Source organism: uncultured Cyclobacterium sp., assembly GCF_963976465.1.
GTDB lineage: Bacteria > Bacteroidota > Bacteroidia > Cytophagales > Cyclobacteriaceae > Cyclobacterium.
In genome coordinates this window covers 1-8,512 of sequence record NZ_CAXBOC010000222.1, presented here as the reverse complement: position 1 = coordinate 8,512, position 8,512 = coordinate 1, and the positions used below count along the sequence as shown (strand labels likewise).

General features: G+C 41.1%; 5 protein-coding genes. All 5 read left to right on the top strand.

The window, feature by feature from the left end:
• The coding region (locus AAC037_RS13295; protein WP_339903443.1) for a TonB-dependent receptor at window positions 1–2,995 on the top strand (2,995 nt) is incomplete at its 5' end.
• Window positions 2,996–3,008: 13 nt separating this feature from the next.
• Window positions 3,009–4,499, top strand: a complete 1,491-nt coding sequence (locus tag AAC037_RS13290; RefSeq protein WP_339903442.1) for a RagB/SusD family nutrient uptake outer membrane protein — start codon at window positions 3,009–3,011, stop codon at window positions 4,497–4,499.
• 62 nt (window positions 4,500–4,561) lie between these two features.
• A complete protein-coding gene (locus tag AAC037_RS13285) occupies window positions 4,562–6,022 on the top strand; it encodes a sulfatase (protein WP_339903441.1) in 1,461 nt (486 codons plus the stop codon).
• Window positions 6,023–6,034: 12 nt separating this feature from the next.
• Window positions 6,035–7,663: a sulfatase gene (locus AAC037_RS13280; protein ID WP_339903440.1), complete on the top strand. Its 1,629-nt coding sequence runs from the start codon at window positions 6,035–6,037 to the stop codon at window positions 7,661–7,663.
• A 369-nt stretch (window positions 7,664–8,032) separates the two neighbouring features.
• On the top strand, window positions 8,033–8,512 hold a 480-nt coding region (locus AAC037_RS13275; protein WP_339903439.1), incomplete at its 3' end, for a hypothetical protein.

Sequence of the window (8,512 nt, the reverse complement as noted above, 5' to 3'; positions counted from 1 at the left end):
AGAAAGTGGTGAGCCTCTTCCCGGGGCCACGATAATGGTGAAAGGGACCAATATTGGTACTGTAACTGACCTGGATGGTGCTTATAGTATCACCATTCCTGACAATGTAGAAAATCCGGTCTTAGAGTTTTCTTTTATTGGCTTTAGTCCGCAAGAAGTAGCCGTTGCGACACAAACAGAAATAAATGTCACTTTATCTGATAACCTTGCTTCTCTGAATGAAGTGGTGGTTATTGGTTATGGGGCAGTAAAGAAGAGTGACCTAACAGGGGCTGTATCATCTGTTAAGGCCAGTGAAATTCAGCAAACTCCTATCACCTCGATTGACCAAGGACTTGTTGGTCGTGCCTCGGGAGTCATGGTTACCCAAACATCAGGAATGCCCGGAGCTGTCGCTTCTATACGAATTCGTGGTTCCAGTTCACTTCAAGGTGGGAATGAACCATTGTATGTAATTGATGGGTTTCCGGTTTATAGCGGGTCAGGTTTTGGGGAAACAGGAGGCAATGCTCGGATGAGCGGTTTGTCCACCATCAACCCTGCAGATATTGAGTCTATTGAAATACTAAAAGATGCTTCTGCGACGGCAATTTATGGAGCAAGAGCTGCCAATGGGGTGGTTTTGATTACAACGAAGAGTGGTAAAGAAGGGCGTGATCAGGTTTCCTTTGATGCATATTATGGTGTACAAAAAGTGGTTCAGAAAATTGATGTGATGAATGCATACGATTATGCTACTTTGGTCAATGAGGCTTACACCAACGATGGCTTAAGCCCTGTGTATGGTGCTGATAAGATGGCTGAACTTCAGGCCAACCCGAAAGGTACAGATTGGCAAGAAGAGATATTTAGAGCTGCGCCTGTGCAGAATTATCAGTTGTCATTTTCCGGTGGTGATAAAAAGACCAACTATGCAGTATCAGGAAATTATTTTAACCAAGAAGGAGTCATTATCAATTCGGGTTTTAAACGCTATTCCGGTAGAGTTAATATCGCAAGGAATATAAGCAATAAGTTTAAGGTAGGTACCAATTTTAATGTAAGCAAAACCTTGTCGAATGCCGTGCCAACAGATGCTGGTGGATCCGGAGGTGTGGTGACAGGCGCCATGAAGTTTAACCCAATTTTACCGGTGTACACTAACCAAGAACTAGGAATATATACCCAGGTTAACAGCCCGGGAATTATCTACCCAAACCCTGTTGCTTCTGCCCTCGAACAAGTGAGGGAAAGTGCCATGTTACGGGTATTGGGGAATATTTTCGGTGAATATGAATTTGTCCCAAACCTAGTGGGGAAAGTTTCCTTCGGTACTGATCTCGTAAATACCAAGTTTGATACATTTATTCCTACGAGTATTTTTGAGTCCAATGGTATCGCAAAAGCTACTGTCAATGGTGGGTATACAACGAATTGGTTGAACGAAAACACCTTGAGTTGGAACAAAAAAATCAATGATATGCATAGTGTTTCTCTCTTGGGAGGCATTACTTTTCAGAAGAATTTCTATGAAAGTTTAAGGGCTTCTTCTCAGGATTTTGTAAACAACTCCTTGGAAGAAAATGCTTTAGGTTCTGGTTCAGTTTACAACCAGCCTGGCTCATCTAAAACTGAATGGAGTTTGGTTTCCTATCTGGGTAGAGTCAATTATAACTTTAATGAGAAATATTTACTTTCCTTAAATGGACGGATAGACGGATCCTCCAGGTTTGGTGAGAATAACAAGTATGCATTTTTTCCTTCCGGAGCATTGGCTTGGAGAGCGATTGAGGAAGATTTTATTCAAAACTTGAACACTTTCTCCAACCTAAAAGCAAGAGTGAGTTATGGTGTTACGGGCAACCAAGAGATCGGTTTGTACAACTCATTGCCTACCTTAACGAATACTACTTACACTATCGGAAGAACATTGGCAACAGGTTTTTATCCCAATTCAATCCCTAACCCCAATTTGAGATGGGAGAAAACCTCGCAATTTGACTTCGGATTGGATTTTGGCTTTTTTGATGAGCGATTAAGGTTTACAACCGATTATTATTTCAAAAAAACCATCGATTTGATTTATAATGTGGCTGTGCCTTATGTTTCCGGCTTTGGCTCCTCCTTACAAAATATAGGAAGTATTCAAAACCAAGGGGTAGAGCTAATGATTGGTGCAGATATCTTGGCTCAAACTGAATTGAAGTGGACCTCATCCTTTAACATCTCTTTCAATCGTAATAAAGTATTAGAATTGGGTGGTGAAAGTTATAAGGATGTTGGAGGGGGAGACGGCCATTTAAAAACCGGTTCAGTCCACCGTTTAATTGTTGGCCAGCCCATTGGTTTGTTTTATGGGTATGTTTCAGATGGCATCATCCAAAATGCAGAAGAACTGGCTGCCGGACCAGTAGGGCCCACCAACTGGGTTGGAGGAAGAAGGTATTTGGATATCAGTGGTCCTAATGGTGTTCCTGATGGAGTAGTCAATGCCACTTACGACAGGGCAATTATTGGAGATCCAAACCCTGATTTTTTTGGTGGATTTACCAATACCATATCCTATAAAGGGTTTGAATTGAATGCCTTTACACAGTTTTCATATGGTGCAGATATTTTTAATTACAACGCCATGGAATTAGAGTTGCCTTCAGGAGGACAGAATGTTTACAGTGATTTAGTCAACAGGTGGACACCAAGCAATCCGAGTGATGTATATCCCAAGGCCACTACCAATAGGTCAGCAGTATTTAGTGATGTATTCATGGAAGATGGATCCTATCTAAAAATCAAAACCCTAACCTTGGGTTACACTTTTCCTGCTTCTGAAATCAAGGCATTAAGTGGGTTAAAGTTATACATTACAGGTCAAAACCTATTTACTTTCACCAACTATTCCGGATATGATCCGGAAGTAAGTTACCGTGGGGCAACCAACCTTCAGTTAGGAGAAGATTTTGGAGGCTACCCACAGTCCAGAACTTTTATGATAGGGGCCAAAATTAACTTCCAATAAATCGCAAATAAACATGAAAAATATAAAACACATAGCATTTCTTTTTCTAATCTTAAGTTCGTCATCATGTATGGATGAGTTCTTGAAAGAGTCACCTGAGGATAGATTCGTCATCGGAAATTTTTACAGTAGTCAGTCCGATGCAGAAGCGGCCGTGACAGCTGTTTATAGAAAACTCTATGACATTTATGAACGAAATATGTTCATTTTGAATGATCTCCCTGCGGATACCGAAAAAAATGGTTTGGGAATGCCCAATCAATACCTTCAAAACCTTGAATACTTGAGGCACACCTCAGAAAACCAATTTACCCGTACCATGTGGCAACAAAATTATGATGGAATTGCCAGAGCAAATATCGCTATTATTAATATTCCTGGTATAGAGATGGATGAAACAGTAAAAGCCAGGCTGATTGGAGAGGCTAAATTTTTGAGAGCCTTGTATTATTTCAATTTGGTTCGTTTCTATGGAGATGTGCCGCTTATTTTAAAGCTAGAATCAGTAGAAGATGCCTTAGGGCCCAGGGTTGGAAGTGCTGAGGTTTATCAACAAATTATCAATGACCTGATGGATGCAGAGAGTAGCTTACCTGAAATTTACGCAGAAAATAATATAGGAAGAGCCACTAAGGGAGCTGCCAAAATTCTATTGGGGAAGGTTTACCTGACCATGAAAGATTTCAATAAATCAGCAGAGAAATTGGCCGAGGTAATCAATAATGAAGGAGATTATGGGTATGGTTTGCATGAAGATTATCGGGACAATTGGCGGCCGGGTACGGAGACCGGAAAAGAAATGGTTTTTGGAATTGAGTTTATGGACCCCCCGGGGAATGGGAATTCTGCCATGGTGCTGCAAGGGCCAAAGTATTCTTTACCCGGAGGATTTGCTGTTTTAGGTTTGGTCAATTCAAATGAAGCGGATATACCAACAAGAGATCTTTATGACAGGTATACTGAAGATGATGAAAGAAAAGGCGGAACATTTAGAACTGATTTTGTAAGCCTTCTTGATGGCTCGGTTCACACCGCTACCATTCCAATTTTCACAAAATATTGGGAAGAAAATGAAAGCAATCCAGGCAATAGCGATGCCAATATGAATGTGATTCGTTATGCAGATGCTTTGTTGATGTACGCTGAGGCATTGAACGAAATTGGGCAGACCGAGGAAGCTGCAATCCCTCTCAATAGGGTGATGGAAAGGGCCTATAATTCAACATCGCACAATGTTTCCGGGCTTAGCCCAGACGATATGAGAACCCTTATCTATGAGGAACGACACAAAGAATTGGCCATGGAAGGACATCGTTGGTTTGACTTGGTTAGAACAGGCAGGTTTATTCAACGGATGAAAGACCATGCTGCCTATGAAGCAAGTGTTGCTGAATCAAACAAGGTGGAATTGGCTCAAAATATTAAAGACCATATGGTTTTAATGCCCATTCCGCAAAGAGAAATTGATTTAAATCCAGAACTTACCCAAAACCCCGGGTATTAGTCTTATCCCAATTCAATAGAGTGCATACCCTTGCACTCTCTTTTCTTTCACCCATCGAAATTATGTATAAGAAGTTTTTGTATTCCGTTGCCTTTATCGGTCTGTTTTCACATTCTCTTGTATGGAGCCAAGAAGCTGAACATCCTAATATTGTATTGATTTATGCAGATGACTTGGGGTATGGTGATTTAGGAAGTTATGGAGCACTTGATTTTGAGACGCCTAACCTCGATAAGTTAGCCAATGAAGGCATGCGTTTCACCAACTTTGAAGTGGCTCAGGCTGTTTGTAGTGCATCCAGAGCAGGTATCATGACAGGCACTTACCCTAACCGGATCGGTTTAAGTGGGGCATTAAATCCACATGCCAGCATCGGACTAAATCCTGAGGAGGAAACGCTAGCCGAGTTGGTGAAAAGAGCTGGTGATTATAAGACAGCCATATTTGGAAAATGGCATTTGGGTCACCTTAGGCCCTTTCTTCCCTTGCAGCAAGGGTTTGATGAATTTGTAGGCCTTCCCTATTCCAACGACATGTGGAAGTGGACCTATGACATGCATTTGGCAACTCCGGAAACCCACGCAAGGAAAGCAAGTTATCCCGAACTACCGCTTTTGGAAGGAAATGGCACCAGAGCTTATATTAAAGATTTGGAGGATCAGGCAAATTTAACAAGCCTATATACAGAAGAAGCTACAAGGTTTATAAGAGAAAATAAATCGGGTCCTTTTTTATTGGTCGTACCTCACTCCATGCCCCATGTGCCTCTGGCAGTGTCGGGAAAATTTAAAGGGAGAAGTAAACAAGGCTTGTACGGAGATGTGATCATGGAAATAGATTGGTCGGTTGGAGAAATAGTCAAAGCCTTGGATGAAAATGAATTGTCTGAAAATACCATTGTAATTTTCACTTCTGACAACGGCCCTTGGCTAAACTTTGGTGATCATGCAGGCTCTGCAGGAGGTTTAAGAGAAGGTAAAGGAACTAGTTTTGAAGGTGGTCAAAGGGTTCCCTGTATTGTAAAATGGCCGGGGAGAGTCCCTGCAGGAACAATTAATAATAAATTGGCCTCGACAATTGATTTTTTCCCGACTTTTGCGGAAATTTTGCAAGTGCCTTTACCGAAGAGAAAAATTGATGGGGTAAGTATTTTGGAACTTTGGGAAAACAAACCCGGAGCCAATCCAAGAGAAACTTTTAATTACTACTACCAAAAAAATGCCTTAGAAGCCATTAGGAAAGACAACTGGAAGCTGGTTTTTCCACATGTGCACAGAACCTATGAAGGGTCTTCATCAGGAAAAAATGGTGTGAATGGAGGGACGAAGCAGGTTAAATCAGAAATGGCCTTATACGATCTTAGAAGAGATCCCGGAGAACGTTATGATGTTCAGAATGAAAATCCTGAAATTGTAGCCGAATTATCAGCTTTGGCCAATAAAGTACGAGAAGACCTTGGTGATGACTTGCTAGAGATTACCGGGAAAAATCGAAGAGAACCAGGAAGAGTTAAAACAAATTAAACAATAAACGAAATGAATTTTTGTAAACTTAAAATAGTCTTTTACATCGTAGCGCTTACTTATTTCGCCATGGCATGTAATACCAAAGAGTCGCAAGATGAAAATGAAAAACCACCCAATATTTTATTCATCATGTCAGATGACCATGCATATCAGGCCATTAGTGCCTATGGGCATGGATTGAATGAAACTCCTAACATAGACAGAATAGCCAGTGAAGGGGCCATCTTTACAAGAGCTACTGTGACCAACTCGATTTGTGCGCCTAGTAGAGCCGTATTACTAACCGGTAAACACAGCTTTATCAATGGTAAGGTAGACAATGTGCAGCCTTTTAACTGGGATCAAGATAATTTCCCAAAGCTATTACAAGCCAATGGTTATCAAACTGCTTTGATTGGAAAGATTCACTTGGATGGATTGCCTCAGGGCTTTGACTATTCCATGGTGCTTCCCGGTCAAGGACATTATTACAATCCCGATTTTCTTGTAGATGGGGAAAGAAAAAGGTTTGAAGGATATGTAACCGACATTACTACAGATGAAGCATTGAAATGGTTGAAAAGCGGAAGGGACCAAGACAAACCTTTTGCATTGATGTACCACCAAAAAGCGCCTCACAGAAACTGGAAGCCTGCTGAGGAATACCTGACCTTGTATGACGACAAAGACTTTACGCCACCCGTAAATTTTTATGACCAGGAAACCAATTATGCAAATAGAGGCACTGCGGCCAAAACCCAGGAAATGGAAATTGACGGGCATGCGCAGTGGGGACATGATTTTAAGATGGTGGTAGATCCCTATGGTGACAGTACCGGCTTTAGCAATGAGTTGAAGCGTTTCAATCCAGATCAATTGGCCAAATGGAAAGCTGCCTATGATCCTAAAAATGAAGCCTTCTTAAAGGCCTTTGGTCAAGGGGATGAGTCTACTTTTAGTGATGCAAAAAAGAAAGAAATAGCACATTGGAAATTTAACCGCTACATTAAAGATTACCTGAGAACCATTAAATCTGTGGACGATGGAGTAGGAGAGGTGTTGGATTATTTAGAAGCTAACGGTTTGGCCGAAAACACCATTGTGGTGTATACCTCAGACCAAGGATTTTACCTGGGTGAACATGGTTGGTTTGACAAGCGATTTATGTATGAGCAATCTTTCAGAACGCCTTTGTTGGTGCGTTACCCTAAGGAAATTAAACCCGGCACCACAATTGACAAGCTGGTGCAGAATTTAGATTTTGCGCCTACTTTTCTAGATTATGCCGGAATTGATGCCCCTCAAGAAATGCAAGGGGAATCCTTCCGTAAACTGGTGAGTGGGGAATCAGGAGAGTGGCGAGATGCCGTTTATTATACCTATTATGAATATCCTTCTGTACATATGGTAAAACGTCACTATGGGGTGGCTACCGACCGGTACAAGTTGATGCATTTTTATTATGACATTGATGAATGGGAAATGTATGACTTAAAAGAGGACCCTATGGAAATGAACAATATTTACGATGATCCTGATTATGAAGAGGTAAGAACCATGATGCATGAAAGATTGGTTGAGCTAAGAGAAAAATATGGAGATAGTGATGCCAATGATAAAAAATTCCTAGACGCTTATCTGGAAGCTAGAAAAAAATAAAGGACTGAAAAAAGTTCTTTAGATAGTCCGAAGGCCCCAATCAACGGTTATAATCCCATGATTGGGGCTTTTATATTTATCCTTTGGGAGAAGCAAGAAAAGGGTTAATTTTAGGTTTTACCTCAATTAAACCCGAAATATGCAATAGACATTCTATTACGTGCTGAAATGGCTTTAAAATCAACCACTTCGTTGCTGTTTTCAATTTCACCATAGCGGTGCTATGCTAAAATTTCCAAACAGTCTGATTTTCTTGCGATTGCAACACTCCCTGAGAAAGTTCAGGACAGGCATTACGAATCCTATTACATAATCCGGATTAAAACCTGCTGTAAACAAAATTCAGTTAATTTAATAAAGTCAAATTCAATGCGCATCAAGCAAATTTTACTGTTATCGGTATTGGTTGTCGCCTTTCTCTGTGCAAGTACCAAACCAAAGTCTACAAGCAATCAAAGGCTTGGCAGGCCAATCGGTGTGTTGGTTTCCCCCAAAGAACTTTTGCAAATTAAAGAAAAAGCCAATAAGGGAATAGAACCCTATCACACCAACCGAAATGAGTTTCTAAGCTTTATCGATGACTTAAACAAAGCGTCTGAACAGTGGGAACCACTCCCGGATGAGGTCAAGGTGGTGGGTAGAAGTTCTTCAAACCCTATTCAACTGAGTTCTACCGGAGGTAAACTAGTTTATGGTTTGGCCATCGCTTGGCATCTCACAGGGAATGAATCCTACGCCCAAAAAGCAAAAGACTTAATTTTAGACCTTAGCTCTACTTACAATTACCAAAATGCAGAGGAACCAAAGTTTGACTGGGGTGCGCAGGGCATACTGAACCTTGCCAGAGGT

Coding starts and splice junctions, on each gene's coding strand:
- AAC037_RS13290 (WP_339903442.1), top strand. CDS start 3,009: ATGAAAAATATAAAACACATAGCATTTCTTTTTCTAATCTTAAGTTCG.
- AAC037_RS13285 (WP_339903441.1), top strand. CDS start 4,562: ATGTATAAGAAGTTTTTGTATTCCGTTGCCTTTATCGGTCTGTTTTCA.
- AAC037_RS13280 (WP_339903440.1), top strand. CDS start 6,035: ATGAATTTTTGTAAACTTAAAATAGTCTTTTACATCGTAGCGCTTACT.